This window comes from Saccharothrix xinjiangensis, from assembly GCF_039527585.1.
Lineage (GTDB): Bacteria > Actinomycetota > Actinomycetes > Mycobacteriales > Pseudonocardiaceae > Actinosynnema > Actinosynnema xinjiangensis.
The window spans coordinates 1-24,796 of sequence record NZ_BAAAKE010000049.1; the positions used below are offsets into that span (position 1 = coordinate 1).

27 protein-coding genes and 1 pseudogene are annotated in these 24,796 nt (G+C 72.8%); 11 read left to right on the forward strand and 17 right to left on the reverse strand.

Features of this window, described 5'->3' with window-relative positions:
* Positions 1-451 precede the first annotated feature (451 nt).
* The gene (locus ABD223_RS41860; RefSeq protein WP_344043636.1) at positions 452-715 is read left to right on the forward strand and encodes a hypothetical protein; all 264 of its coding nucleotides are present in this window, start codon (positions 452-454) and stop codon (positions 713-715) included.
* Positions 716-828: 113 nt separating this feature from the next.
* On the opposite strand, the gene ABD223_RS41865 is transcribed toward ABD223_RS41860, so the two are convergent.
* Positions 829-1,302: a GNAT family N-acetyltransferase gene (locus ABD223_RS41865; RefSeq protein WP_344043638.1), complete on the reverse strand. Its 474-nt coding sequence runs from the start codon at positions 1,300-1,302 to the stop codon at positions 829-831.
* Between the two features lie 306 nt (positions 1,303-1,608).
* Between ABD223_RS41865 and ABD223_RS41870 the strand changes: the two genes are divergently transcribed.
* Positions 1,609-2,670 (forward strand): LLM class flavin-dependent oxidoreductase, encoded by a 1,062-nt coding sequence (locus ABD223_RS41870; RefSeq protein WP_344043640.1) that lies wholly within the window; start codon positions 1,609-1,611, stop codon positions 2,668-2,670.
* 142 nt (positions 2,671-2,812) lie between these two features.
* The gene (locus ABD223_RS41875; protein ID WP_344043642.1) at positions 2,813-4,948 is read left to right on the forward strand and encodes a TerD family protein; all 2,136 of its coding nucleotides are present in this window, start codon (positions 2,813-2,815) and stop codon (positions 4,946-4,948) included.
* Between the two features lie 323 nt (positions 4,949-5,271).
* Here ABD223_RS41875 and ABD223_RS41880 read toward each other — a convergent pair whose 3' ends face one another.
* The 3 genes from ABD223_RS41880 to ABD223_RS41890 form a co-directional block, all read right to left on the reverse strand.
* Complete coding sequence (locus tag ABD223_RS41880; RefSeq protein WP_344043644.1) at positions 5,272-5,766, reverse strand: RICIN domain-containing protein; 495 nt, start codon at positions 5,764-5,766, stop codon at positions 5,272-5,274.
* Between the two features lie 92 nt (positions 5,767-5,858).
* Complete coding sequence (locus tag ABD223_RS41885; RefSeq protein WP_344043646.1) at positions 5,859-6,131, reverse strand: hypothetical protein; 273 nt, start codon at positions 6,129-6,131, stop codon at positions 5,859-5,861.
* Positions 6,132-6,448: 317 nt separating this feature from the next.
* Positions 6,449-7,405 (reverse strand): NmrA/HSCARG family protein, encoded by a 957-nt coding sequence (locus ABD223_RS41890; RefSeq protein ID WP_344043648.1) that lies wholly within the window; start codon positions 7,403-7,405, stop codon positions 6,449-6,451.
* A gap of 89 nt (positions 7,406-7,494) precedes the next feature.
* Here ABD223_RS41890 and ABD223_RS41895 point away from each other — a divergent pair, with 89 nt between their 5' ends.
* Positions 7,495-8,025 carry a MarR family winged helix-turn-helix transcriptional regulator gene (locus ABD223_RS41895; protein WP_344043650.1) on the forward strand — a complete coding sequence of 177 codons (531 nt, stop codon included), beginning with the start codon at positions 7,495-7,497 and terminating at the stop codon, positions 8,023-8,025.
* A 217-nt stretch (positions 8,026-8,242) separates the two neighbouring features.
* Here ABD223_RS41895 and ABD223_RS41900 read toward each other — a convergent pair.
* Positions 8,243-8,837: pseudogene (locus ABD223_RS41900) on the reverse strand (transposase family protein); the annotation flags it as partial.
* 368 nt (positions 8,838-9,205) lie between these two features.
* Positions 9,206-9,658, reverse strand: a complete 453-nt coding sequence (locus tag ABD223_RS41905) for a MarR family winged helix-turn-helix transcriptional regulator (RefSeq protein WP_344043652.1) — start codon at positions 9,656-9,658, stop codon at positions 9,206-9,208.
* 113 nt (positions 9,659-9,771) lie between these two features.
* Here ABD223_RS41905 and ABD223_RS41910 point away from each other — a divergent pair, with 113 nt between their 5' ends.
* Positions 9,772-10,878 (forward strand): amidohydrolase family protein, encoded by a 1,107-nt coding sequence (locus ABD223_RS41910; RefSeq protein ID WP_344043654.1) that lies wholly within the window; start codon positions 9,772-9,774, stop codon positions 10,876-10,878.
* Between the two features lie 45 nt (positions 10,879-10,923).
* Here ABD223_RS41910 and ABD223_RS41915 read toward each other — a convergent pair whose 3' ends face one another.
* The 7 genes from ABD223_RS41915 to ABD223_RS41945 all read right to left on the reverse strand — a co-directional run bounded on the left by ABD223_RS41915 (position 10,924) and on the right by ABD223_RS41945 (position 16,631).
* Positions 10,924-11,460, reverse strand: a complete 537-nt coding sequence (locus ABD223_RS41915; protein ID WP_344043695.1) for a potassium-transporting ATPase subunit C — start codon at positions 11,458-11,460, stop codon at positions 10,924-10,926.
* Between the two features lie 7 nt (positions 11,461-11,467).
* The gene (kdpB, locus tag ABD223_RS41920; protein ID WP_344043656.1) at positions 11,468-13,519 is read right to left on the reverse strand and encodes a potassium-transporting ATPase subunit KdpB; all 2,052 of its coding nucleotides are present in this window, start codon (positions 13,517-13,519) and stop codon (positions 11,468-11,470) included.
* A complete protein-coding gene (kdpA, locus tag ABD223_RS41925) occupies positions 13,516-15,138 on the reverse strand; it encodes a potassium-transporting ATPase subunit KdpA (RefSeq protein WP_344043658.1) in 1,623 nt (540 codons plus the stop codon). The genes kdpB and kdpA overlap by 4 nt, the downstream gene beginning before the upstream one ends.
* Positions 15,138-15,239 (reverse strand): K(+)-transporting ATPase subunit F, encoded by a 102-nt coding sequence (gene kdpF / locus ABD223_RS41930; RefSeq protein WP_344043660.1) that lies wholly within the window; start codon positions 15,237-15,239, stop codon positions 15,138-15,140. The genes kdpA and kdpF overlap by 1 nt, the downstream gene beginning before the upstream one ends.
* A gap of 304 nt (positions 15,240-15,543) precedes the next feature.
* Positions 15,544-15,978, reverse strand: coding sequence for a VOC family protein (locus ABD223_RS41935; protein ID WP_344043662.1), 435 nt, complete (start codon positions 15,976-15,978; stop codon positions 15,544-15,546).
* Positions 15,979-16,279: 301 nt separating this feature from the next.
* Positions 16,280-16,438, reverse strand: a complete 159-nt coding sequence (locus ABD223_RS41940; protein ID WP_344043664.1) for a hypothetical protein — start codon at positions 16,436-16,438, stop codon at positions 16,280-16,282.
* Between the two features lie 16 nt (positions 16,439-16,454).
* The gene (locus ABD223_RS41945) at positions 16,455-16,631 is read right to left on the reverse strand and encodes a hypothetical protein (RefSeq protein WP_344043666.1); all 177 of its coding nucleotides are present in this window, start codon (positions 16,629-16,631) and stop codon (positions 16,455-16,457) included.
* A gap of 98 nt (positions 16,632-16,729) precedes the next feature.
* Between ABD223_RS41945 and ABD223_RS41950 the strand changes: the two genes are divergently transcribed.
* The gene (locus ABD223_RS41950) at positions 16,730-17,053 is read left to right on the forward strand and encodes an amidohydrolase family protein (RefSeq protein ID WP_344043668.1); all 324 of its coding nucleotides are present in this window, start codon (positions 16,730-16,732) and stop codon (positions 17,051-17,053) included.
* A gap of 277 nt (positions 17,054-17,330) precedes the next feature.
* Here the strand turns inward: ABD223_RS41950 and ABD223_RS41955 are convergent, their stop codons facing one another.
* Positions 17,331-18,026, reverse strand: a complete 696-nt coding sequence (locus ABD223_RS41955) for a TetR/AcrR family transcriptional regulator (protein ID WP_344043670.1) — start codon at positions 18,024-18,026, stop codon at positions 17,331-17,333.
* Positions 18,027-18,126: 100 nt separating this feature from the next.
* Here ABD223_RS41955 and ABD223_RS41960 point away from each other — a divergent pair, with 100 nt between their 5' ends.
* From ABD223_RS41960 to ABD223_RS41970, 3 genes are read left to right on the forward strand one after another with little or no spacing between them, the layout of a single operon-like run.
* The gene (locus tag ABD223_RS41960; protein ID WP_344043697.1) at positions 18,127-18,852 is read left to right on the forward strand and encodes an SDR family oxidoreductase; all 726 of its coding nucleotides are present in this window, start codon (positions 18,127-18,129) and stop codon (positions 18,850-18,852) included.
* 29 nt (positions 18,853-18,881) lie between these two features.
* The gene (locus ABD223_RS41965; RefSeq protein WP_344043672.1) at positions 18,882-19,805 is read left to right on the forward strand and encodes an SDR family NAD(P)-dependent oxidoreductase; all 924 of its coding nucleotides are present in this window, start codon (positions 18,882-18,884) and stop codon (positions 19,803-19,805) included.
* A complete protein-coding gene (locus ABD223_RS41970; RefSeq protein ID WP_344043674.1) occupies positions 19,802-20,314 on the forward strand; it encodes a DUF1097 domain-containing protein in 513 nt (170 codons plus the stop codon). Before ABD223_RS41965 ends, ABD223_RS41970 begins: the two co-directional genes overlap by 4 nt.
* A gap of 4 nt (positions 20,315-20,318) precedes the next feature.
* On the opposite strand, the gene ABD223_RS41975 is transcribed toward ABD223_RS41970, so the two are convergent.
* Entirely contained in the window at positions 20,319-20,462 is a 144-nt protein-coding gene (locus ABD223_RS41975; protein WP_344043676.1) for a hypothetical protein, read from the reverse strand.
* A gap of 260 nt (positions 20,463-20,722) precedes the next feature.
* On the opposite strand from ABD223_RS41975, the gene ABD223_RS41980 reads away from it, so the two are divergent.
* A complete protein-coding gene (locus tag ABD223_RS41980) occupies positions 20,723-22,450 on the forward strand; it encodes a S8 family serine peptidase (protein WP_344043678.1) in 1,728 nt (575 codons plus the stop codon).
* A gap of 60 nt (positions 22,451-22,510) precedes the next feature.
* Here ABD223_RS41980 and ABD223_RS41985 read toward each other — a convergent pair whose 3' ends face one another.
* Complete coding sequence (locus ABD223_RS41985; RefSeq protein WP_344043680.1) at positions 22,511-22,729, reverse strand: hypothetical protein; 219 nt, start codon at positions 22,727-22,729, stop codon at positions 22,511-22,513.
* A gap of 520 nt (positions 22,730-23,249) precedes the next feature.
* Between ABD223_RS41985 and ABD223_RS41990 the strand changes: the two genes are divergently transcribed.
* Entirely contained in the window at positions 23,250-23,396 is a 147-nt protein-coding gene (locus ABD223_RS41990; RefSeq protein WP_344043682.1) for a LysR family transcriptional regulator, read from the forward strand.
* A 343-nt stretch (positions 23,397-23,739) separates the two neighbouring features.
* Here the strand turns inward: ABD223_RS41990 and ABD223_RS41995 are convergent, their stop codons facing one another.
* Positions 23,740-24,726 carry a LacI family DNA-binding transcriptional regulator gene (locus tag ABD223_RS41995; RefSeq protein ID WP_344043684.1) on the reverse strand — a complete coding sequence of 329 codons (987 nt, stop codon included), beginning with the start codon at positions 24,724-24,726 and terminating at the stop codon, positions 23,740-23,742.
* Positions 24,727-24,796: the final 70 nt, after the last annotated feature.

Sequence of the window (24,796 nt, forward strand, 5' to 3'; positions counted from 1 at the left end):
CGGAGAGCTACGAGGCCGGGCTGCATCTACGAGGAGCGATCATGTGGCTGAGAGCCCTGGCTTCAGCCACATGATCCGAACCTCAAACAGCTCCTAGGGCGTGCACGTCCTCGTGCGCGCCTGCGCACCCCTACCCGCTGCCCGACGCCGAGCGGGTGCGACGGCGACTCGGCGATCCCGACCACACCCCGACGGCTGTCTACGGCGGTCCGAGCGGGCACCGCGGCCCCGGTGTCGGGTCAGAGGTCGTCGACGACGAGGTAGGAGAGCACCCGCCTCCCGGCACGGCCCGGCACCCCGCCGGCGGATCCCGGCCCGCGCGCCGCTCCGGCCGGGTTCCCCGCGCGACCGGTCGGGTGTTCCGCGCTGCGCCGCCCGGGGCCCGATTGGCGGGTTCGGCGACTCCGTGCGGTCCCGTGCGGTGGATCTCCGCCACCGCGAGACTGGGACCATGCGTCGATTGCTCCTGTGCGCGGCCCTGGTCCTCGGCTTCACCGCGGCACCCGCGATCACCGGCACGTCGGTGGCCGGAGCCGATTCGCTGGACTGCAAGTTCTACCTGTTCTTCGAGGGCTTCTCCGGCAAGCTGGTGGACATCGGGTGCGCCTCCGGGGCGAACGGCGACGCGGTCCTGTGCGACTTCGGCCTCCAGATCGCGGGCGTCCAGCCGCAGGAGGTCATCGACGAGGCGTGCCGGCGGGCCGCCCTGCCCTGACGAGAGGTCCAGCGGCCCCGAACGGCGGCCTCGTGAGGATGGCGCCGCGCCGAGTTCGTGCTGGCGCGCCGCGGCGACCGAAGGGCCCGGCGGGGCGGGGCGGCGGTCGGGCGCTAGTCGAGGCGCAGGACGGCTTCCTCGATCTCGGCGTCCCGGGCGGGCGCGTGGGACACCTCGGTGCCGACGACCCTGAAGTCCGCCTTGTGCAGGACCCTGAGCGATCCGAGGTTGTCGGCGGCGGCGCGGGCGTGCAGGGGCCGGACCGCGACGACGTCGAGGAACAGGGCGAGCGCCCGGGTGGCGACTCCCCGACCCCAGGCCGAGCGGTCGATCCAGTAGGTGATCTCGGTGTCGCCGTCCACGACGAAACCGGCGATGCTGCCGACGAGGCGCCCGTCGAGGGTCACCACGCGCAACGTGCCGTCGGAGGAGGCCCTTACCTCGGCCATGTGGGTGTCGAACGCCGCGCGGTCGTCGGGGTCCTCGGCGGTGAAGGCGGCCATCCGGACCGACTCGGGGTCGCGCATCTGCTCGAACAGCGCGTCGAGGTCGGAATCCTCGATCGGCCGCAACGCCACCTCTGCCACCGGTGCCCTCCTCGTCCTGGCCCGTCCGGGCTCGCGGGGAACGTATCAGGGGGGTCCGGCAGAACTCGGGGTCCACGGCACGGCCGGCAGGTTCGCGGTGGTGCCGCGCAGCACCACGGCGCCCGGTTGGCGGCGCGCCCGAGCGGTACCCCGATGGCGCAGCCGACAGGCACGTCGCGTGCCCGCCCTGACCCGTTGGCGTGACAGAGGCGGGCGAGGCTGGAGCGATGCCGAACACCCGTGGAAGACTCGCCGAACGGCGAGTCCGGCCCGAAATCGCCTCCTGACCTCCGGGAGAGGTGTCACATGCGATTCAGCCTGGTGCTGTTGCCCGATTCACCCCTCGACGACACGATCGAGTCCATCAAGCTCGCCGACGCGCTGGGGTTCCACGCCTGCTACGCGGCGGACGAGACGTGGCACAAGGACCTCTGGTTGCTGTTCGCCGCCGCGGCGGACAAGACGAAGGACATCCGGTTCGGCCCGAGCCTGTCCTCGGTGACGCTGCGGGAGCCGTCGCTGATCGCCCAGGCCACCGCGACCCTCGACGAGCTCACCGGCGGTCGCGCCGAGTGCGTGCTGGGCTCGGGGAACTTCGGGCTGCTCGCGCAGTACGGCATCGACTGGGCGAAGACCAGGCCGCTGTCCCGGCTCGAGGAGGCGCACCACGTGCTGCGCGCCCTGCTCGACGAGGGCGCGATCGACCACGAGGGCGAGTTCTACCGCTACAGCGGTCTGTTCACCTTCGCCCGGCCGGTCCAGCGGCACGTCCCGGTCAAGCTCGGCGCGATGCGCGGGCCCAGGTCGTTCCAGGTGGCGGGCGAAGTGGCCGACGGGGTGCACCACGCGCTGAGCTACACCAGGTCGGCGTACGAGTACATGGTCGAGAACGTGCGGATCGGGGCCGAGCGCGCCGGCCGCGACGCGTCCACCTTGGACCTGGGGGCTTGGGTCGTGTTCGCGACCGGACCGGACGGGCGCGCCGCCAAGGACGCCGCCAGGGCGATGGTCGGGCTGTACGCGTCGTCGATGTCCGCGGAGCAACTGGCCCGCAACGGCGTGGACCCCGCGTCGCTGACCGACATCATCGCCGCGGTGGGCGCGGGCCGGGTCGACCGGGCGTTCGAACTGACCCCGCCGGAGCTGGCCGACCGGCTGTCGGTGTCCGGCACACCGGAGGAGTGCGCGGAGAAGCTGAGGACCGAGATCGCGCCGACCGGGGTCAACCACCTGATCCTCGCCATCACCGACGCGGCGCTGGTGAAGGCCTTCTCCGGGATGGACCTGCCCGGCGTGGCCACGATGCGCGAGCAACTGCAGCTGGTGCACGACCACGTGGTGCCGGCGCTCGGGGGCCGGCCCGCCTGAACCCGACGCCCACCGGAGGGCGCGCTCAAGGGCTGCGCGCTCGACGTCATCGGCGACGACGTCGCCGCCTCCTGCGACGACCACGTGGTCGCCGTGCCCTGCAAGTGACCCCGCGATCCGCTCTCTGCTCTAATGGCGTCCCATGACCGAAGACGCGACGCTGATCCAGAAAACGCTGCGCGTGCCCAGGTCACCCGGCTCGCCCGGTGACGGCCGCGCCGTGGCGCGGCAGTTCGACGCCGCGCTCCTCCAGGTCGGTTTCAAGGCCTCCGGCGACCTCCTGCGGCACGTGTCGGGGCTGTCGCCGGCGGCGGCCGGGGCGCTCGCCGGCCAGGCGGTCGCCGCCGTGCGCGAGCTGGTCGCCGACCACGTCGCCCACAACCCCTACTTCCGCGACTTCCCGCGCGGTGTCCCGGACACCACCGAGTTCTGGCTGGAGTGCCTGCGCCAGGCCATCGGCGACGCTCCTCCCCCTCCCGTCGTCGACCTCCTCCGGCTGCCGGCGTACGGCCGCGTCCAGCACTCCTACGAAGACCTGCTGGCCGCCCACGACGACCTGGTCCCGTCGGTGAAGGACCGGCTCACGGTGCTGCACCTCGGGGGGACCGCCGACGAGGAGGCGCGGTCGCTCTACCGCGAGCTGGCCACGAGCGCGACGCCGTTGCGGGAGGAGGACCTGGTCCTGCTCGCCGACCTGGCCCGGCTGTGCGTCGACGACGACCAGCCCGACCCGGTCCCGGTGCGGGAGAACCGGGCCGTGCTCAACGCGGTCCGGCTCGCGGCCGGCCGGCCGCTGGTGGCCGTCGACACCGTGACGGACGTGCTGCGACTGGCGTGCGCGGCGTCGGGCGGCGACGTGACCCTGGCGGCGCCGACGAGGTTCCGGTCGTTCCGCCGTGCCGAGCGCCGCGCGCTGATGGCCGCCCTGGACGCCGTGGTCGCCGCCAACCACGCCAAGCTCGGCGACGTGACGACCCACCGGGGCAGGTGGCAGCGGCTCGGTGAGCGCCTGCACCCGCACGAGCACGACGCGTTCCCGCACGCCCGGGACGTGTTCGCGGTGGCGCGCGGCGACCGGGAGGTCCGGTCGTTCGCCGGCCGGGTCGAACTGGCGTTCGCCGCCGGCGACGTCCGCGGCGCGGTCCGGTTGCTGTCGACCGCGCCCGGCCTGCTGCTCCGCTCGTTGGACCGCGTGCTGCGGTCCTGCGCGCCCGACGACGTGGAGGACGTCGTCCGGATCGCGGGGTCCGTGCTCGGTGACGTGTCCGGCCGGGTGCTGTGCTCGGTGCGCGAGCACCTGGTCAACCGCACCGCCGCGAGCGCGGCCCGGGTGTTCGTGAACAAGGAGGGCCGCGGCTGGGTGACCCCCGACGAGCGGCCGGGCCTGGACCGCGCCGTGGTCGACCGGCTGACGGCCGCGGTGGACGGCGAGCTGCTGCGCCGGCTCCCCGCGCACGACCGGCTCGTGGTCGACCCCGACGTGCTCACCCTGGCGCTGCCGCTGTCGGACAAGGCGGTCGCGGACGGTTTCGGCGTGATGCCGCGCGGCTCCGTCTCGGCGCTGGACGGCGAGCTGCTGCGGTTCTTCGTGCACTGGCGGCAGCGGGAGCGGCGGACCGACTTCGACCTGTCGGCGTTGCTGCTGGACGACGATTTCGGCTTCGCCGGGCAGGTGTCGTGGACCGACTACGGCTCGGGCGGCGCGCACTACTCCGGCGACCTGACCGAGGCCCCCGACGGCGCGACGGAGTTCATCGACGTGCCGCTGGGCACCGTGACCGCCCGGTACGTGGTGCCGCAGGTGAACATCTTCTCCGGTGAGGGCTTCGCGGACGTCGCCGAGTCGGTGTTCGGCTTCATGACCCGGGACCTCGACCAGCGCGGCCGCCCGTTCGAGCCGTCCACCGTGCGGACGCGGTCCGACCTGCGGGGAGCGGGCCGCGTCGCGGTGCCGCTGGTCTTCCGGCGCGACGACGACGGCTCGTGGTCGGCGAAGTGGCTGCACCTCTACCAGCGCGGCGCGACGTGGGGCAACCGGGTCGAGGACAACCGCATGTCGGTGTCCGTGCTCGTCCGGTCCCTGGTGGAGCACCGGAGCACGACGGTCGGCCACGTCGTGGAGCTGTTGCGCGCCAAGGCCGGTGCCGGCACGACGTGGACGCGGGGCATGGTGTTCACCGAGCCGGTCACCTTCATCGGCGTCGAGCGGCCGGAGGGGCTGCCCGCCGGCTCGACGGTGATCACCCTGGCCACGCTGCGCGAGCTGGTGCCGCGGTGACCGCGGCGTGTTAGGTTGCACGGGTGAGGCCATGAGGGAGCTTCCTCCTACTTCGAACCCTTAGTTCCCTCGCTCTCCTCCACTCGCGGTCACCTCTCGGGTGACCGCGCTGTTGCGTTGTCGTCGGGTCGGGCGCGGGTTCTGCCGTGCTCGACCAGCCGGCCGTGATCGGGCGGCTGGGACGCACTGGAGCGCGACTCCGGCCCCACCCACCCGGAGGCGCTGGTGCACCGGGGGAAAGGGCTTTCGGTCGCGGCCCTCAGCCGGCCCCCGCTGTCGTGAGGAGGTCGACCAAGGGGCGCGCCCGCCACCGCCGGGGCTGGTCAGGCGTCGATGAAGCGGGCGTCGAAGTACCAGCCCTGCTCGGCGCCGCCGTTGGCCGACCACTGGACCACCTCGGCGCCGTTCGCGGTGCTGCCGCCACCCGAGACCGAGGCGACCTTGCCGCTCTTGGCGTTGATCAGGTAGCCGTTCGAGGAGTCCCAGGACTGCTCGGCCTCGCCGTTGCAGGTCCACTGGACCAGTTCGGCTCCGTTGGCGGTGCTGCCGCCGCCGGAGACCGAGAGGCACTTGTCGCTCTTGCTGTTCTTCAGCCGGCTGCCGGACCAGTACCAGAGTTGTTCGCCGCCGTCGTTGCAGCTCCACTGGATGACTTTGGCGCCGTTCGCGGTGCTGCCGCCGCCCTCGACGGACATGCACTTGTCGCTCTTGTAGTTCACGAGGTTGTAGTAGGTCGCCGCACTGGCCGGCGGAGCCGCGGCCGCGGTGAGGCCGATGGCCGTCAGAGCAGCGAAAACCGTTCTGCGAAAGCGAAACATGACATCCTCGCGGGTGATCGGACGGGGTCGGGCGACCCGTACGGCCACAGTACGAACGGCCCGGTCGCGCGCGCGAAGACGGGTGATCGAATTCAGTTGATCTTCACTTGCGCGTCATCCGGGCGACCCGGTCGTGCGGTGCGCCCGGCGCCGGACCCCACCACGTCCTCGACCTCCGCCGCGTTCACATCGGCGTGGTCGGCGCAGGAGGGCTGGACGAGGCTGCCCGACAGCGTGCCGCCGACGCGGTCGGGCGCGCACTCGACCGACCACACCTGCACGGCGGCCCGCAGGTCGCCGCGGAACTCCAGGTACTTGTCGGTCAGCCCTTTCCGACCTTCCGAGCAACAGTGGCCCAGGGGCAACAGGGGTGCACGTGGCGGTGGCGGGAAGGTGCAGGAGCCCCTGGTGGGATCGCGATCATCGAGATCGGCGCCCGCCACCAGGGGCTCCGCGTGCTTGTCCACCGCTCTGCCCCGGACGCGTCCACCAACCCACGGAACCATCTCGTGAGACTGGTGGGGACGCTCACCGTGCCGGCCGGTCAGGAGGTGGTGTCCCCTGGCCCCACGTGACTGCTACCAGCAGTCACCGCGCGCCGCGGTCGCAGCCGACGACGGGCGTGCTCTCCCGCTGTGCGCAGAGATCCACACCCAGGCCCTTCACGGGTATTCCTCGGATGTCACAGGTTCAGTGCCCGGAAGCGGTCCCGGTTGGCGGACGCCCAGGTGCTGAACGGCTGCAGGCCCGGGTTGAGGTCCCGCAGCCGGTCGAAGTCGATCTGCGTCAGGTCCTTCTCGGCGTTGATGAAGTACTGGAACATGTTGGCCACTTCGCCGGCGTCGGGCATGCCCGAGTGGGCCAGTGCGGCCGGGTCGACCGGGACATAGCGCACGGGTTCGCCGAGCGCCTCGGCAATTCCGGCGGCGAAGTCCTCTCCGGCGCACAGGTCACTCGCGATGGGCACCGTGCGGCCAACGAGGGTGTCGCCCCTGCCGAAGATCGCGTACACGGTGTGACCGACGTCGTCGACGGTGCCACTGACCACCCGAGCGGAGCCGATCGGCATCGCCAGCACGACGGTGCCGTCTTCAGCGCGCCGCGGGGCATTGAAGGTGAACAGGGACTCGTAGTACATCGGTGCGGTGACGAAGGTGGTGGGGACCCCCGCGTCGAGGAAGAACGCGTTCGCCTCGGCCTTGCCGTCGGCGTGCGGCACGGTGTAACCGGCTTCCTGGCGGGGAGCGTCCGGCAGGTAGGGCCGAGTGTCGGCCAGCGTGGACCAGATGACGTGCCGCAGGCCGGTCGCGGCGGCCGCGCGGGCTGCGTTCCCGGCCTGTCCTTGTTCACGTTCGGTCCGGGAGGTCCAGACCGAATCCGCGGTCGGCGGCTCCCACCAGTTCGTCACCACGAACGCACCGTGGGCGCCGTCGAAAGCACGACGCAGGCTCGCCTCGTCGTCCAGATCAGCCTCGACGACCTCGATCCCCGAGGCGAGGAGCTCCTCGGCCTTCCCCTTGTCCCGGGTCACCGCGCGGGCGACGAACCCACCGGTGGGATCAGCCGCGATCGCGCGCACGACGCTGCCGCCCTGACTCCCCGTCGCGCCCAGCACGGTGATGATGCGCTTCTCGCCCATCGTTAGCCCATTTCTCCAGATTGATGTGTCAAGCCAGACCGTAGACAGGCTCTGCTTGACGTGTCAATCCCGCTTGTAGACTGATCACCATGACAACTGACACCTCGCTCGACGACACCCAGCAGGACACGTGGCGGGGCTACCTGAGGATGGTCCGAGAACTCGACCGCCACCTGCGCCGGCATCTTCAGCGCGAGTGCGGCATGTCGGTACCCGAGTACGAGCTGCTCGCGCGCCTCTCCGAAGCCCCTGGACACCGTTTGCCGGTAGCCACCCTCGCCGAGAGCACCGGCTGGGAGCCGAGCCGCCTGTCCCACCAGCTGGCCCGGACCGGTAAGCGCGGTCTGATCAGCCGCGTGACCTCGGCACACACCCGCTACCCCGACGCCGTCCTGACCGAAGAGGGCTTCGCTCTCATCGCCGCCGCTGCCCCCGCGCACATCCGAGCTGTCCAGTCACTTTTCTTCGAGCCCTTGGGCCAGGACGGACAGTCGGCAGTCGACGCCGTCACCCGGAAGATCCTCAGCGCCCTCGACGCCCACCAGGCCGGCGACTGCTCCCTGCGGACGGACGCACCCGGGGAGCAGGGCGACTCACCCACCGAGGACATCGACAGCTGAGCGAACCCGGTCGACAGCGCGGATCTCCACGCTGAGCCCAGCGCACTGGACCACGACGGATCGTGCTCCGGCTCCTGGCGCTGCGGTCGCCGCTCGTGGAACCCGGGCCGCAGCGAGCCCATTCAGTGGGGCTCGACCAGCGAGGATGAGGACCTGGACGGCCTGGACGAGTGCAGTGGCCCGGCGCGGGCAACAGCGCTGCTTGCGCAAAAACCTCCAGCTCTTGAGCGCGGCGGGGGCAGCAGCGGAGCTTGCGGAGGATGCGCCAGGTCTTGAGTCGGGCGTCGGCACGTTCGCCAGGACCGCGTGGGCGGGCATGGGCGCGGTCGGCTCCCTTCTGGGACTCGGGTTCGTTCCGGCCCTTGCACGGGGTGATCACCTGGTGGCCGGTCTGGTCGTAGCCGTGGTAGCCCTTGTCGGCCAAGGCGATCAGCCCGGCGTCGCGCAGCGCGGCGAGGATGTTCCAGATCCGGGCGGCCGCGGTGTCGCGGGTGCTGCCCGGCAGTTGGCCTGATACCCGCAGGATCGTGCCGTCGGGGGACGCGATCACTCGCAGGTTCACCCCCGTGCATTGCGTGCTTGCCCGAGCAGGAGGGCCGGTCGGCGGCGATCCGGTCGATCGGGACCAGGGTGCCGTCGATGACCACGTGGGCCAGGCCTTGCCGCTTCGCCGTGCGCAGTGCGGTCCGCAACTTCGGAGCCCACCGGGTGAGCAGTTCGACGGTTTCGCGGACATACCGCCAACAGGTCGCGGTCGACACCCCGAACCCGGCTCCCACCTCGGCGAACGGCTCGCCCTTGCGCAGGTGCACTGGTGTGGATGCCGGTCGCGCGCAGGTCGCCGAGCACCACCAGCACCGCCGCACCGCCGTCCACGTCGTAGACGCCACCCGACACCACCAGGTCACCGTCCACGATGCGGCCGATGTCCCAGGCCACGTCCCACGGGCGCGGTTCGCCGTGGTTGAGGGGAAGTTGCCGGTGACGACGGCGTTGCCCGGGTGCAGGACGTACTCGCCCCCGTGCAGGTCCTCCCGGGTGGACTCGGGGAGCCCCGGCTGCCGGAACAGCTCGACGGCTTCGGCCCAGGTGGTGTTCTGCGTGCTCACGGCCGCACGACGTCCGGCGGCACCGGCAGCGCGCCCTACCGGGGAACCGGGTGGTCGGAGCGCCGGCTCGGCTACCAGACCGGTCTGACCGGGGCGCTCCCGCCGCCGGTGGCGTCGACGTAGGCCTGCAAGGCGGCGCGCGCGCCGTCGAGGTCCCGGGCGCCGACGAGGTCGGCCCACCGGGCCTCTTCCTCTCGCCAGATCGCGTTGACGCACGACACCAGGGCGTGCCCCTTGTCGGTGGCGACGACGAGCCGGCTGCGGCGGTCGGCGGGGTGGTCGACGCGCTCGACGTACCCCCAGCGCTCCAGTTCGCCGATGAGGTGGCCCGCGCCCTGCTTCGTGACACCGAGGTGCTCGGCCAGTTCCACGGCCGTCGCGCCGCGCGAGGTCACCAGGTGGCCGACGGCGAAACCGTGCGCGGGTCGGACGTCGGGGTGCCCTTCCCCGGGCAGGCGCTCGTGCAGGCGGTCGGTCAGCAGGCGGAAGGCCATGGCGAGAACCAGCGGCATCGGTGTCGGCATCTCACCTCCCCGGGTCCGGCACCGCACCAGATTAGACCAGCAGCTTGTCCATCTGCCAGAGTGGACCAGCAGCTCGTCCACTTTTTCCAGCCACCGCGCACGGGAGCCCCCCAGTGGGTGAAGCCACCACGATCGAGAACGCCCGGGTCTTCGACGGGACCGGGTTGACGGGACCACGCGCCGTCCACCTCGCGGGCGGCCTGCTCGTGCACGCGCCGCCGCCCGGCGCCCGCGTCGTCGACGCCAGGGGCGGCGCCCTGCTGCCGGGGCTCATCGACACCCACGTCCACGTCGAGGACCTCGCCGAACTCCGCGCGTCGGCGCACTGGGGCGTCACCACCGCGCTCGACATGGGCACGCCCCACCTGGACCGGACCCTGCCGCTGCGCCACCTGGACGCGGTGACCGACCTCTTCGCCGCGGGGCACCCGGCCGTCGCCCCCGGCGCCACGGCCATCAGGAAGATGGACTACCCGGCGAGCGCCGCGGTGGCCGGTCCCGCCGACGCCGAGGCCTTCGTCGCGGCTCGCGTCCGGGACGGCGCCGACTACGTGAAGGTCCTCGTCGAGGACCCGAAACAGCCCGGGACGAAGGCTCTTGACGCCGCCACGGTCGAGGCGGTCGTCGACGCCGCGCACCGCCACCGGCTCAAGGTCGTCGCCCACGCGGTCACCGGCTCGACGTTCCTGACAGCGGTGCGGGCGGGCGCGGACGTGGTGACGCACGTGCCCGTCCAGGCCGTCGTGGACCGGGGCGCCGCCCGAGCCGGCCTGGTCGTCTCCCCCACGCTGGTCATGATGCGCGGCATCTGCGCGACCATCGGCCGCAAACCGGCGCTGCGGGCGCTGGCGGCCCTGCGCGTCGTCCCGCGGATGGACTTCGACAACGCCCTCGCCTCGGTCCGGCTCCTCCGCGACTCGGGGGCGACCATCCTCGCCGGCACCGATGCGAACGCGGACCCGACCACGCCGTTCTCGCCGCCGCACGGCGAAGCGATGCACCAGGAGTTGCGGCTGCTCGTCGACGCCGGCCTGTCGCCCGTCGAGGCGCTGCGGGCCGCGACCGCCACGCCGGCCGAGGTGTTCGGCCTCACCGACCGGGGCGTGATCACCGCCGGCCGGCGGGCCGACCTGCTCCTCGTCGACGGCGATCCCACCGCCGACATCGACCGGACGCGCCACGTCACCGGGGTCTGGATCGCCGGGGAGCGCGTCCGGTGACGCCGCCACGCCGTCCTGCCCGACCAGGCCGGGAGGCTTCCCCTCCTACCCGTCGAGCGCCCGGTTGAGGGCGGTGACGTTGACGCCCGGCTCGCCCAGGAACCCGAGGGCGCGGCCGTCGGTGTGCTCGGCGACCAGCTGCCGCACCCGGTCCTCGCCCAGCCCGTTCTCCCTGGCCACCCGCGGCACCTGGAGCTCGGCGTAGGCGGTGCTGATGTGCGGGTCCAGGCCGGAGGCCGAGGCGGTGACGGCGTCGGGCGGCACCCGCTCCTCGGCCACGCCCTCGCGCCGGGCGATCCCGGTGCGCCGCTCGGCGATCACCGCGTCGTAGTCGCTGTTCAGCTCGCCCTTGTTCGAGGCGCCCGACGCGGGCAGCGTGGCCGCCGAGGGCCGTGGCGCGAACCACCGGTCGCCGTCACGCGGGACGGCGACGAGCGTGGTGTCCACGGCCTCGGCGTTGGCGTGCAGGCCGGGCACGCGGCTGACGGCCCACACGGCGGCCGGGTAGAGCACGCCGGTGACGGCGGTGAGCACGAGCAGGACGCGCAGCCCGGCCAGTGCCTGCTTGACGGAGTTGTTCACCACGGGGTCACCCGATTCCGGGGAGGAGTCGCACGAGCAGGTCGATCAGCCAGATCCCGGCGAACGGCGTCACGACGCCGCCCAGTCCGTAGACCAGCAGGTTGCGCCGCAGCAGCGCCGAGGCGCCGGAGGGCTTCCAGCGCACGCCCCGCAGCGCCAGCGGGATGAGCACGAGGATGATCAGCGCGTTGAAGACCACCGCCGAGAGGATCGCCGACTGCGGCGAGGCCAGCCGCATGACGTTGAGCCGGTCCAGCTGCGGGTGGACGGTGGCGAACATGGCGGGCAGGACGGCGAAGTACTTGGCCAGGTCGTTGGCCAGGCTGAACGTGGTCAGCGCGCCGCGGGTGACCAGCAGCTGCTTGCCGATCCCCACGACCTCGATCAGCTTGGTCGGGTCGGAGTCCAGGTCCACCATGTTCCCGGCCTCCTTGGCGGCCGAGGTGCCGGTGTTCATGGCCACGCCGACGTCGGCCTGCGCCAACGCGGGCGCGTCGTTGGTGCCGTCGCCGGTCATCGCGACCAGCTTCCCGCCCTCCTGCTCCCGCTTGATCAACGCCAGCTTGTCCTCGGGCTTCGCCTCGGCCAGGAAGTCGTCCACCCCGGCCTCGACGGCGATGGCGCGGGCGGTGAGCGGGTTGTCGCCGGTCACCATGACCGTGCGGATGCCCATGGCGCGCAGCTCGGCGAACCGCTCCCGCATGCCGGGCTTGACCACGTCGGTCAGCCGGATCACGCCCAGCACCCGGTCGTCGACGGCGACCGCCAGCGGTGTCCCGCCCTCGGCGCTGATCCGGTCCACGACCTGCCGGGTGGGTTCGTCCAGGGTGAAGGCGCTCGCCGCGCCCTTGCGAACACGGCGGCCGTCGAGGTCGATGCCGCTCATGCGGGTCTGGGCGGTGAACGGGACGAACTCGCCGGTCCTCTCGTGCTCGTCGGGCTCCGGGGAACGCCCGTGCCGCTCGGCGCACAGCTCGACCACGCTGCGGCCCTCCGGGGTGCCGTCGGCCAGCGACGACAACCGGGCCGCGTCCACCAGGGCGTCGAGCCCCGCGCCGGGAGCGGGGATCAGCTCGGTGGCGCGGCGGTTGCCCCAGGTGATCGTGCCGGTCTTGTCCAGCAGCAGGGTGTCCACGTCGCCCGCGGCCTCCACCGCCCTGCCGGAGGTCGCCAGCACGTTCCGCTGGACGAGCCGGTCCATGCCCGCGATGCCGATCGCCGAGAGCAGCGCGCCGATCGTGGTCGGGATCAGGCACACCAGCAGGGCGGTCAGCACGACCACCGACTGCTCGCCGCCGGAGTGCACCGCGAACGGCTGCAACGCCACGACGGCCAGCAGGAAGATGATCGTCAGCGTGGACAGCAGGATCGTCAGGGCGATCTCGTTGGGCGTCTTCTGCCGCCGCGCCCCTTCGACCAGGGCGATCATCCGGTCGACGAACGTCTCACCGGGCTTGGCCGTGATCCGCACGACGATCCGGTCCGACAGCACGGTGGTGCCGCCGGTGACGGCCGACCGGTCGCCGCCGGACTCGCGCACGACGGGCGCGGACTCGCCGGTGATCGCCGACTCGTCCACGGTGGCGATGCCCTCGACGACGTCGCCGTCACCGGGGATCACCTGCCCGGCCTCGACCACGACCAGGTCGCCGACGGCGAGCTCGGCGCCGGGCGCGGTGCGGCCGTCGGCCAGGTGCGCGACGGCGTCGGCCTTGGTCCTGCGCAGCGCGTCGGCCTGCGCCTTGCCCCGCCCCTCGGCGACCGATTCGGCGAGGTTGGCGAACAGCGCGGTCAGCCACAGCCACACCGCCACCGCGGTGGTGAAGGCGCTCGGGTCGGTGACGGCGAAGACCGTGACCAGGACCGACCCGACCCACACCACGAACACGACGGGGTTGCGGGCCTGGTGCCGCGGGTGGAGCTTGCGCAGCGCCCCGGGCAGGGAGGCGAGCAGTTGCCGGGGGGTGATCGCGCCCGACGCGCGCCGGTGGCCCGGGTCCCGCAAGGGGCGTTCGCGGGTCTCCTCCGGAGTCCGCGGGTGTTCGGCGGTGGTGGTCACAGCAGGGCCTCCGCGAGGGGACCGAGGGCGAGGGCGGGGACGAAGGTCAGCGCGGCGACGAGCACGATCGCGCCGCCGAGCAGCGTGGCGAACAGCGGGCCGGTGGTGGGCAGCGTGCCGGCCGTCCCGGGCGCCTTCCGCTGCGCGGCCAGCGACCCGGCCAGGCACAGCACCGCGACGATCGGCACGAACCGGCCCAGCGCCATGCACACGCCCAGGGAGGACTGGAACCAGTCGTTGGTGACCGTGATGCCGGCGAACGCGCTGCCGTTGTTGTTCGACGCCGACGCGTAGGCGTAGAGGACCTCGGACAGGCCGTGCGCGCCGGGGTCGTCCAACGCCGCCCGCGTGGACGGCAGGACCGCGGCGACGCCCGCGCCGATCAGCAGCGCGGCCGGCATGGCCAGGGTCGACACCGCCGCCGCCGTCACCTCGCGGCGACCGAGCTTCTTGCCCAGGTACTCGGGCGTGCGGCCGACCATCAGGCCGGCCAGGAACAGCGCGATCACGGCCATCACCAGGATGCCGTAGAGGCCGGTGCCCACGCCGCCGGGCGTCATCTCGCCGAACAGCATGTTCAGCAGCAAGCCGCCGCCGCCCAGGCCGGTGAAGCTGTCGTGCGCCGAGTTCACCGCGCCGGTGGACGTGGCCGTGGTGGTGTTGGCGAACAACGCGCTCGACGGGACGCCGAACCGCAGTTCCTTGCCCTCCAGGGGGCGCAGCCCGCTCGCCTCGGCCGCCCAGATCACGCCGAGCATCGCCGTCCACAGCGCGCCCATCACGCCCAGCAGCACGTACCCCTGCCGGCGCTCGCCGACCATGGTGCCGAAGGTGCGGGTGAGCGAGACCGGGATGAGCAGGACGAGGAAGACCTCGATGAGGTTGGACCAGGCGCCGGGGTTCTCGAACGGGTGCGCGGAGTTGGCGTTGAGCACCCCGCCGCCGTTGGTGCCCAACACCTTGATGGCCTCCTGGCTCGCCACGGGCGCGATCGCCACGGTCCGCCCGTCGACGTCCACCCCGGACTCCAGGCTCATCACCACGCCGGTGGCGATGAGCACGACGGCGGACGCGAAGGCGACGGGCAGCAGGACGCGGAGCGTGCCGCGGGTCAGGTCGACCCAGAAGTTGCCCAGCCGGTCGGTGCGGCTGCGGACGAACCCGCGCACCAGGGCCACGGCCACCGCCAGGCCCACCGCGGCGGAGACGAAGTTCTGCACCGTCAGGCCGACCACCTGCACGGTGTGCCCCATGACGGTCTCGGGCACGTAGGACTGCCAGTTCGTGTTGGTCACGAAGCTGACCGCGGTGTTGAACGCCATGCCCGGCGGCACGTTCCCGCGGCCGAAGTCCCACGGCAGCACCGACTGCACGCGTTGCAGCACGTAGAGCAGGACCACACCGACGAACGAGAACCCGAGCACGCCCAGCGCGTAGGTGCCCCACCGCTGCTCGGAGTCCGGGTCGACGCGCGCGACCTTGTAGACCGCGCGTTCGGCCCTGGAGTGCGCCGAGCCGGTGTAGACGCGGGCCATGTAGTCGCCGAACGGCCGGTGCGCCACGGCCAGGGCGGCGATCAGGAAGCCGACCTGGAGCAGGCCGGCCGAGGTTGAGGACATCAGAACTTCTCCGGGCGGACCAGCGCGACGAACAGGTACCCGATCAGCAGCAGGGCCAGCACGCCGCCGACGGCGTTGGCCACCACCCCGGTGCCGCTCACAACCGCCCCAGACCGCGCACGACGAGCGCCGGCAGCAGGAACACACCCATGATCAGCAGCACGTAGGCCAGATCGGCCATCCCGCGCTCCTTCCCGAACTCCGAGCCGTCCACGAGCGGACCGCGACGCCGGAGACGATGCACGGGAAGGGGCGGGGGAAGCGGGCGCCTGACGGGTCCTTGACGCCCCGGACCGGGTCCTTTTACGCCATGTTGACGGTCGGGGAGACGCCCGTCTCGTCGCGGCCGCCCGAGGTGTCCCCCGCGCCGCGGCCAGGTCCCGGCGGCGACCGCCCCTGAGCGCCTCAGTCCAAGCAGAACTCGTTGCCCTCGATGTCCCGCATCGGGATGCACGACTCGTTGACGCCGTCGGCCACCAGCACCTGCACGCACACCGCGCCGAGCGCCTCCAGTCGCACGCGCTCGGCTTGGAGCGCGGCCAGGCGCTCCTCGCCCACGAGCCCGGTGCCGACCCGCACGTCGAGGTGCAGCCGGTTCTTGACGACCCTGCCCTCGGGGACGCGCTGGAAGAACAGCCTCGGGCCCACCCCGGCGGGGTCGACGCACGCGAACGCCGCACCCCGGTGCTCGGGCGGCAGCGAGCCGTCGGCGTCGGCCCAACTGGCGAACCCCTCCGGCGGCGGTGGCACGACATAACCCAGCACCTCGCACCAGAAACGGGCGAGGCGCTCGGGTTCCGCGCAGTCGAAGGTGACCTGGAACTGCTTGACCGAGGACATTGCCCCACCCTAGTGGTTCATGTGCGTGATGGTTCGCGCGAATCCCCTACCAGCGGCGTTGGCCATATTCATGACTGACTCGCCGCGGATTGACCGGCCCAAGAACGGAACCACAGCGTGAAGGAAGCGCTTTCCTTACGGGTGCCGGCCGCCGCCGAGCCGATGAATGCGACAACACCGTTCTGTCTTCGAAGACGCAGGAGACGAAATGGCACGACCGGTCGCACGGCGAATCCCCGCGGCCGCAGCCGCGGTGGTCGTCGCAACATCGGTCGGCATGGCCCCGGGGGTGTCACCGGCGTCACCGGGCGTCGGCGGCGACCGGCATGAAGGAGTCGGACGAGACCTGCTGGTGCCGCGGCCACCCGGGCGGCCGGCCCTCCACGCCGCCCGGGTGACCGGCTTCCCCCGCCGCCGTGGTCGACGGGCTCCGCACGGGCACGACCGGGTTCCGTTCCACCGCACGGGGTTCGCGCTCACACCGCCTGGGCGGTGCGCACCATCTTGCGTCCCAACTCGACCCGCAGCAGGCGGGTCAGGTGGCTGGTGCAGGCCTTGCGGTCGCCGGACGTGCTCAGCGGCGGGTGAAGCAGCGGGTGGGGCGACAGGTGGGGCCGCACCCGGCGTGGCGCTGTCGTCCGGGGCGCGCCCATCCAGGACGTGGCACGTCCAGGTTCACCACGGCCTGGTGATCCCACCGCCGCGCCCCGAGGGTGGTCCTCGACCAGCCACCCGAGGAACGGACGCCCCGATGACCGCCTCCCGCCAGGCCACCCCGGACCTGCTGCGCCGCACCGTGCCCGACGTCGACGACCCGGGTTCGCACGTCGCCTCGACCCTGCTCGGCCACGCCCCCGCCTACCGGCCGGAGGACGTGCGCACCGGCACCAGGTCGGCGGCGCTCACCGCGATCGACTCGGGCATCACCACCGTGCTCGACTTCTCCCACAACTCCCGCACCGCCGCGCACCCCGACGCCGCCGTCCGGGCGCTGCGCGACACCGGGATCCGCGGCGCGCACGCCGCCATGGGCCCGAACTCGCCCGGCACGCCCGGGAGCTGGGTGTCGGGGTGAGCGTGGACGCCGTGCGCGGCGAGCGCTCGTCCCGCGCGGTCCTGGAGTGGGAGCGGCAGGGCCTGCTGGGGCCGCACGTGACGCTGGTCCACCCCACCGGCCTGACCGGGGACGCGTGGCGCGCGATCGGCGACACCGGGACCACCGTGGCCCTGGCGCCCACCTCCGACGCCCGGATCGGCCCGGGAACCGCTGTCCCGGCCGTGGACGAGGCGCCGGCGGTCGGCGTCCGGCCGGGGTCGGGCAGGGCCGGGGTCGGCGGGCCCCTGCGCCCGCGCTACCCGGTGGAGGTGGCGATGCGTTCGAGCCACTCGGACAGCAGGGCGCGCTCGTTGTCGGTCAGCGCGGTCAGCGCGGGCGCGACCGATCGCAGCGTGACCGCGGCGGTCACCGCGTCGGCGTCGGCGGGCGGCGCCGCGCCGTCGGTGGTGACCGCCGAGATCACCGACTCCCGGGCCATGACCGACAGCGCCGGGTCGCGTGCCCCCGGCGGCAGCGAGATGAGGGTGAACACCATGCCGCACCCGGTGGCGTGGACCAGGTGCGCGGCGCGGTCCTCGCTGGTCCGCAGCCGGCCGACCTCGGCGATGCGCTTGACCCGCTTCGCCAGCACGGCCGACGCGAGGCGGGCCGCCGGGGACTCGGCGCCGGGCCGGGCGTCGCCGTAGATCAGCGAGTAGAGGGCCGGGTTGGCCGTGCCGAAGTCGATGTGCAGGTCCCAGCCGCGGCGCAGGTCCTCGACGGGGTCGTCGGTCTCGGCGAGCGCGGTCTTGCCGGCGAGGTACCCCTCGAAGCCGTGGCGGGCGACCTCGTCCAGCAGGCCCTGCTTGTCGCCGAAGAGCCGGTAGATGGTCGGCGACTGGACCCCCGAGGCGGCGCAGACCGCGCGCGTGGACAGCGCCTCGCGGCCTTCCCGGCTCAGCAGGTCGTAAGCGGCCTCGACGATCCGCTCCCGTGTCAGGTCTCGCTTCACGTTGACGACGATAACACCAAGTTGTTGACACCTTGCGTTATCAACGCCAACGCCCTAACGTTGGCGTCGTTAGCAACAGAGGGAGGGCGTTGTGCCTGACATGGAGCGCGTGGCGATCGTGACCGGCGGGTCCCGCGGCATCGGCCGCGCCGTCGCGGAACGCCTGGCGGCCGACGGCCAAGCGGTCGTCATCGGCTACGCCGGCAACGAGGTGGCGGCCAAGACCGCGGTGGCCGCGGTGGAGGCCGCGGGCGGGCGGGCCGTCGCGGTCCGGGCCGACGTGGCCGAGGAGGGCGCCGTCGCGGCGCTGTTCGACGCCGCGGAGCAGCGGTACGGCGGTGTCGACGTCGTCGTCAACGCGGCCGGCGTCATGGTCCTGGGCCCCGTCGCCCAACTCGACCTCGACGACCTGGACCGCATGTGGCGCACCAACGTCCGGGGCGCGTTCGTCGTGGCCCGGGAAGCCGCCCGCCGGGTGCGCGAGGGCGGCGCGATCATCAACTTCTCCACGTCGGTGACCCGGCTGAGCTTGCCCACCTACGCCGCCTACGCGGCCGGCAAGGGCGCGGTCGAGGTGCTGGGGCCGATCCTGGCCAAGGAACTGCGGGGCCGGCGCGTCACCGTCAACTCGGTGGCGCCGGGCCCCACCGCGACCGACCTCTTCTTCGACGGCAAGGACCAGGCGACCGTCGAGCGCATCGCGGGGATGAGCCCGCTGGAGCGGCTCGGCACCCCCGACGACATCGCCAAGGTGGTCAGCCTGCTCGCGGCCCGGGACAGCTGGGTCAACGGCCAGACGGTCTTCGTCAACGGCGGCGCGGCCTGACCACCACTCACCCACTGGACAGGAGGACCATGTCCGCGATCCTGATCACCGGCGCCGCCACCGGCATCGGCAACACCACCGCGAGGAGGCTGGCCGCCGACGGGCACACCGTCCACGCCGGCATGCGCGACCCGGCGCGCGACGACGCCGAACACGCCCGTGAACTGCTCGACCACGCGCGGCGCGAGGGCGGTGACGTGCGGGTCGTCGAACTCGACGTCACCGCCCAGGGCTCCGCCGACGCCGCGGTGGCCTCGATCCTGGGTGACACCGGCGAGCTGGACGTCGTCATCCACAACGCGGGTCACCTGTACGTGGGCTACGTCGAGGCGTTCACCGCCGAGGACATCACCCACCTGTTCGACGTCAACGCCGTCGGCGCGCACCGGGTCAACCGCGCCGCGCTGCCGCACCTGCGCGAGCGCGGCCGCGGCACCCTGCTCTACGTGAGCAGCACGATCGGCGTCACCACCCCGCCGTTCCTCGGTCCCTACGTCGCCTCCAAGGTCGCCTTCGACGCGCTCGCCGTGACCACCGCCTACGAGACGAACCCCTTCGGCGTGGAGACCAGCATCGTGATGCCCGGCGCGATCACCAAGGGCACCCGGCACTTCTCGAACGCCACCCGCGCGGGCGACACCCGGGTGGCCGAGGCCTACGCGGCGCTCGACCCGCTGGTCGCCCGCAACGAGGAGGCCACCGCGAGCCTGGTCGTCCCGGGCGTCGATCCCGGTCCCGTCGGCGTCGCCGAGGAGATCTCGCGCATCCTCGCCCTGCCCTTCGGCGAGAAGCCGTTCCGCAGCGTCGTCGACTTCACCGACTCGGGCGTGGACGAGGTCAACGAAGTGGCCCGCCGGGTCCGCGAGCGGTTCGTGACCCGCATGGGCTTCGGCGAGCTGCTCAGGCCCTCCCGAACCCGACCGACCACCTCCCGGAAGGAAGCACGCCCGTGATCCGGCAACGATCCTCCTCGACCACCTCCGACCGCACCGACTTCGTCGTCTTCACCGCCATCGCCGGCGTGGTGGCCGCGGTCGCCGCCTTCGGCAGCGAGTCGCTGTCCCTCGAACCGTGGGCGATGTTCGTCGGCTGGGTCGCCTGGTTCACCCGTCCCGCCTCGGCGGTGCAGGGCGTCCACGCCGTGGTCTGCCTGTGGCTCGGCTTCGGCCTCGCCATCGCCGGCCACCTCCTGGTGGGGGCGCTGTCCCCCGCCCTCGGCCACGCCGCGCTGCCGCCGGCCGTGTTCTGCCTCGCCGTCGTCGCGGTCGGGCTGCGCGGCACACCGGTGGTCGACAACACGCTCGCCTGGTTCCTCGGGCTGATCGCGTACTTCGCCGCCGGCGTCGACGAGGTCCTGCCCGGCTTGCTCGCGCTGCTGGCCGCCAGCGCCATCGGGGCGGTCGCGGGGTTCGCCTGCCAGCGCTTGCAGCGCCGCTTCACGACCGCCGCCTCGGCCCACTAGCGGGTCAGCCGCCGCCGGTGACCGCGGCGCGATCGGGCCGGAGGAACTCGCCGCGCTCGATGACGCCGGGCCGGTCGTGACCGTAGCCGAGCAGGGCCCACTCGCCGATGATCACCGGGATGCCGCGGGAGACGACCGTGTCGTGCACCCGGTCGAAGGTGGTCCTCCCGGCCGGGGGCGGGCGCGGCCGGGCGGTCCGGACCCGGCGCACCGGGCAGGTCGTCGCCGTGCCCACCGGGAACGCCGATCAGGAAACCTGATGACCCCGGCGGGCGAGCCGATGACCCGTGCCCCCACCAGCGCCGCGACCGCGGCCGCGCGCCGAACCCGACGAAAGGACCCTGACCGTCGGCGGCCCCGTGTGACAAGGTATCGCGACGCAACCCGATCCGGTGGGAGGAGACGACCTTGAGCCTCAGACGATTAGCTCGGCCAGTGCTCGCGGTGGCGAGCGCGGCGGTGGTGCTCGTGGCCACCGTGCAGCCCGTGTCGGCACAACAGCAGAACGCCGACTACACCGTCCTCGTGGAGGCCGGTGCGCCGCTCCAGGCGGCACGCGCCGCCGTCCGGGCCGCCGGTGGCCGGGTCACCGCCGAGAACGCCGCGGTCGGCACGCTGACCGTGAAAGCGCCGGCCGGGGGGTTCGTCCAGCGCGTCACCGCCGCCGACGCGGTGTTCGGCGCGGCTCCGGTGCGGCCGATCGGCCAGTCACCGCGGGGCGCGAACCGCCAGGCCCGCGAGTGGCACGAGGTCGAGAACGAGCACATCGGCGCGGACGCCCGGCCCGCTCCCGAGGCCCGGTCCCGCGCGACGGCCGGGCTCGACCCGCTCGACGACGCCCTGTGGGGCCTGCGCATGGTGCGCTCCGACATCGCCCGCGCCCGGCAGGCCGGTGACCGGCGCGTCTACGTCGGCGTGCTGGACACCGGGGTCGACGGCACGCACCCGGACATCGCGCCGAACTTCAACCGCGAGCTGTCCCGCAACTTCACCGTCGACATCCCGAACGACTCCAACGGCGACGAGCTGGACGGGCCGTGCGAGTTCCGCGGCTGCGTCGACCCCGCCGACCGCGACGACGGCGGCCACGGCACGCACGTCGCGGGCACCATCGGGGCCGCCGCCAACGGCTTCGGCGTGTCCGGCGTCGCGCCGAACGTGTCGCTGGTCAACATCCGCGGCGGCCAGGACTCCGGTTACTTCTTCCTCCAGCCCGTGGTGGACGCGCTGACCTACGGCGCCGACGTCGGCCTCGACGTCATCAACATGTCGTTCTTCGTGGACCCCTGGTACATGAACTGCACGGCCAACCCGGCCGACAGCCCCGAGGCGCAGATCGCCCAGCGCACCACGATCGCCGCGGTCCAGCGCGCGCTCGACTACGCGCACCGCAAGGGCGTCACCCTGATCGGCGCGGGTGGCAACAACCACGAGGACCAGGGCAACCCGCGGACCGACGCGGCCAGCCCGAACTACCCGCCGAACGCCGCCTACCCGCGCGCGATCGACAACGCGACGTGCCTCAACCTCCCGACCGAGGGCAACCACGTCATCTCGGTGTCGGCGCTCGGCCCGACGTCGGCCAAGGCGGACTACTCCAACTACGGCACCGAGCAGACCGTGCTGTCGGCCCCCGGCGGCTACTTCCGCGACGGCCTGGGCACCGACTGGTACCGCACCAACGAGAACATGATCCGCTCCGCCTACCCCCTCAACGTGGCGCTGGCCGCGGGTGACGTCGATGCCGAAGGCAACATCACCCAGCGGGGCCTCGATGCCGGCGTGGCGAAGTACTGCGACGGCGCCACCTGCGGCTTCTACCGCTACACGCAGGGCACCTCGATGGCCGCACCGCACGCCACCGGCGTGGCCGCGCTGGTGGTCAGCCAGTACGGCAAGAAGGACCGGGCGCACCCCGGCACGCTGACCCTGTCACCGGACAAGGTGCAGGAGGTGCTGGTCAAGACCGCCATCCAGCGGGCCTGCCCGGAGCCGCGCACGGTCTCCTACGAGGACGTCGGCCGGCCGGCCGAGTTCACCGCCACCTGCGTGGGTGACGCGAGGTTCAACGGCTTCTACGGCCACGGCATCGTGGACGCCTACGGCGCCGTGACCCGCGGCGGCGACTTCATCTGACGCAATGGTGGGGCGGCCCTCCGGGAGGGCCGCCCCACCGCCACGTCCGGGCGCCGAGCGCTAGCAGGCGCCCTCGTGCGGGCTCACCTTCGTCACGGTCACCGGCAGGTAGAAGATGTTGCCACCGGGGCCGGCGCAGGTCTTGGCGGACTTCGTCGACCCGTCGGGCCACGTGTAGGCGTACTCCACGTCGAAGTTCCGCGACGTGTAGTTGTAGTAGGTCAACGCCGGGGCGCTGCCCGCCCACGCGCCCGCGGTGACCAGGGACGGGGTTTCCACCGGAGCGGGCTCCGGGTGGGCCCAGTGGGGCCAGACGCAGAACGTGCCCCGCGGGCAGTTCCCGGGCGGCCACGGCTCATCCGATGTCGCGGAACCCGCCGCCGAGGCGACCGGGGCGGCGACCAGCACACTGGCTACGGATGCGGCGAGGGCGAAGGACTTCAACGGTCGCACGGTTTTCCTCCCGAGGAGCGCCGATGATCAATCGCGAAGCTAACACCGGTTGGTTGAACGGTCAAGTATTTGATCCGCGGTTGACCGAACGGGCATTCCGCGGGCGATCCAGGACCTTTTCCCACACGTCCGCCAAGCCCCGGGCCCACTTCCCGACGATGTTTCGGGAGAGTTCGGGGAATGGGCGCGGGGGCCGTCCCGGCGCGGGGTCCGGCGCCAGCACGTCTCCAGCGGGTCGCGGGCCAGTCCAGGCCGGCGGCGATCCCGCGGTCGCGGATCACGGCGGCGACCGACGTCGAGCAGCACGCCGCGCCCCGCCACGTGGGCGGCCACGTGCTCGATGCCGGTGACCAGGTCGCTGGAGGAGCGCAACGTCACCAGGGCCGGGCAGCGGGTCGGCCTGACGCAGCCCGCCATGAGCGCCGCCCTGGCCCGCCTGCGCCGCCACTTCGACGCCCCCTGCTGTCCCGCACCGGATCCCGCTACGACCTGACCCCCTGGGCGCGGTCCTGCGCGACCGCGCCGCCGCGGCGTGCGAGGCGCTGGAGCGCGTCTTCACCAGCCAGGCCGCCTTCGACCCGGCCACCGAGACCCGCGAGTTCACCCTCATCACCTCCGCCTACGGCGCGACCGTGTTCGGCGTGCCGCCGGCCCGCGTGCTGCACCCGGTGGGTCTGCCTGGTCGCCGACGACAACCCCGAGGTCGGCGACGAGCCGACCCTCGACCACCTCGCCCGCCTGCCCTGGGCCGTCTACCAACGCGCCTACGACGCGCCCGTCACCCGCCGGCTGAGCATGCTCGGCATCAGTCCTGCGCGGCGGGTCGCCGGAGGTCCTCAGCCCGGGGGCGGTCGAACGCTGTCCCGCCGCACGAGCGTCGGGCTGGAGGCGCGCCGGGCCCCCTCGACCGCCTTGCCGTCGATCTGCGCCGTCAGCAGGTCCAGGGCGTCACGGGCGACGGCGTCGAAGTCCTGCCGGAGGGTGGTCAGCGGCGGGATGAAGTAGGCGGCCTCGGGCACGTCGTCGAAGCCGACCACGCTCACGTCGCGGGGCACGTTGCGGCCGCGCTCGCTCATCGCCCGCAGGATGCCCAGCGCCAGGTGGTCGTTGGCCGCGAAGATCGCCGTGACCTCCGGCATCCGCGCCAGCACCTGCCCCGCCCGGTACCCGGACGCGGCGCTCCAATCGGCGGGCACCACCGGTGGCACCTCCGCGCCCGCGGACTCCAGCGCCAGCCGCCAACCCCTGATGCGGTCCGCGCTGTCGAACCAGTCCGGCGGGCCCGACACGTGCCACACCGTGCGGTGGCCCGCCTCCAGCAGGTGCCGGGTCGCGGTGACGGCGCCCGCCGCCTGGTCGACGGTCACCAGCGGGGTGGAGCGCTCCGAATCGCCGTCGACCATCACCAGCGGCACACCGGGGGGAACGGCGTCGACCGCGTCGTGCGCCGAGGTCGTCGGCGCGATGACGACGATGCCCGCCACCCGCTGGTCGCGGTGCCGCTCCAGCGCCCTGGTGATCGACTCGCGGTCGAGCACGTTCGCCCGGTGCGCGGTCACCACGAACCCGGCGTCCGCCGCCACCTGCTCGAACGCCGCGAGCAACGAGGCGGGTCCGCACAGGGTCGTGTTCTGGGCCACCACGCCGATCAGCTGCGAGCGGCCCGTCACCAGCGCGCGGGCGAACCGGTTCGGGCGGTAGCCCAGTTCCGCGATCGCCGCCCGGACCCTCAGGCGCGTCTGCTCCTGGACGTACGGGTGCCCGTTGAGCACCCGCGACACCGTCTGGTGCGAGACGCCCGCGAGCCGGGCCACGTCAGCCATCGCGGGTGCGCCGGACGCCCTGTTCCCCACTACCGCCCCATCTGCGCGACAACCGCCTCCGAAAGTTTCG

Excerpts from the sequence above, each read along its gene's own strand:
- ABD223_RS41860 (WP_344043636.1), top strand. The coding sequence starts at position 452 with ATGCGTCGATTGCTCCTGTGCGCGGCCCTGGTCCTCGGCTTCACCGCG.
- ABD223_RS41870 (WP_344043640.1), top strand. The coding sequence starts at position 1,609 with ATGCGATTCAGCCTGGTGCTGTTGCCCGATTCACCCCTCGACGACACG.
- ABD223_RS41875 (WP_344043642.1), top strand. The coding sequence starts at position 2,813 with ATGACCGAAGACGCGACGCTGATCCAGAAAACGCTGCGCGTGCCCAGG.
- ABD223_RS41880 (WP_344043644.1), bottom strand. The coding sequence starts at position 5,766 with ATGTTTCGCTTTCGCAGAACGGTTTTCGCTGCTCTGACGGCCATCGGC.
- ABD223_RS41890 (WP_344043648.1), bottom strand. The coding sequence starts at position 7,405 with ATGGGCGAGAAGCGCATCATCACCGTGCTGGGCGCGACGGGGAGTCAG.
- ABD223_RS41895 (WP_344043650.1), top strand. The coding sequence starts at position 7,495 with ATGACAACTGACACCTCGCTCGACGACACCCAGCAGGACACGTGGCGG.
- ABD223_RS41905 (WP_344043652.1), bottom strand. The coding sequence starts at position 9,658 with ATGCCGACACCGATGCCGCTGGTTCTCGCCATGGCCTTCCGCCTGCTG.
- kdpA (WP_344043658.1), bottom strand. The coding sequence starts at position 15,138 with ATGTCCTCAACCTCGGCCGGCCTGCTCCAGGTCGGCTTCCTGATCGCC.
- ABD223_RS41935 (WP_344043662.1), bottom strand. The coding sequence starts at position 15,978 with ATGTCCTCGGTCAAGCAGTTCCAGGTCACCTTCGACTGCGCGGAACCC.
- ABD223_RS41945 (WP_344043666.1), bottom strand. The coding sequence starts at position 16,631 with ATGGGCGCGCCCCGGACGACAGCGCCACGCCGGGTGCGGCCCCACCTG.
- ABD223_RS41950 (WP_344043668.1), top strand. The coding sequence starts at position 16,730 with ATGACCGCCTCCCGCCAGGCCACCCCGGACCTGCTGCGCCGCACCGTG.
- ABD223_RS41960 (WP_344043697.1), top strand. The coding sequence starts at position 18,127 with ATGGAGCGCGTGGCGATCGTGACCGGCGGGTCCCGCGGCATCGGCCGC.
- ABD223_RS41965 (WP_344043672.1), top strand. The coding sequence starts at position 18,882 with ATGTCCGCGATCCTGATCACCGGCGCCGCCACCGGCATCGGCAACACC.
- ABD223_RS41995 (WP_344043684.1), bottom strand. The coding sequence starts at position 24,726 with ATGGCTGACGTGGCCCGGCTCGCGGGCGTCTCGCACCAGACGGTGTCG.